Genomic DNA, 584 nt, shown 5'->3' with positions numbered 1-584 from the left:
GGAAATAATAATTAGTGCAGGTATAGCTAAGAATACCCATGATAATTATACTCATATAAATAATTTAAATATAGATGAGTATAAAAACAACTCTACTATCATCATAGCAGCTTCTGGTGTATATAGTGAAAATGATAAAAGCTATAATAATACTTTATACTTAAGTGGTAATACTAATATTTTTAACAATACTAATATAGAAGTATTAGCAGGAAGTTTTTTACAAACTAAAAAAGACAATAACTTTGTATCAAAAGTTCTAACACATAAAAATGGTACTAATAATCATTTAGTATTAAATACAAATATAAAAGCAAATACTATTAATAATTTTGATCATTATAGCTTTATCTTAAAAGATGATACTAAAGCTTATTTAAGTACTAAAGAAGTGATTAATCTTTCTAAAGATAGTTCTATTAATGTATATACAAACAATAATGTAAAAAATAAAAGCATTATTCTAATGCAAAGTGAAAAAGGCTTTGTAGATACAAACAATAAACACTTAAATCAAAAAGACTTACAAAGCTTATTAGAAACTATCACTAAAAACAATCAAAGCTTACATAAAAATATTAAAG

General features: G+C 22.1%; 1 pseudogene. It reads left to right on the top strand.

Going from position 1 to position 584, the window contains the following annotated elements:
* Positions 1–584 (top strand): annotated as a pseudogene (locus tag L8V85_RS08340) (hypothetical protein); the annotation flags it as partial.

The sequence above is a fragment of the Campylobacter sp. IFREMER_LSEM_CL2090 genome (assembly GCF_025771865.1).
Lineage (GTDB): Bacteria > Campylobacterota > Campylobacteria > Campylobacterales > Campylobacteraceae > Campylobacter_D > Campylobacter_D lari_D.
Note: the sequence above shows the minus strand (reverse complement) of the source record. Positions and strands in the feature narration are given on the sequence as shown.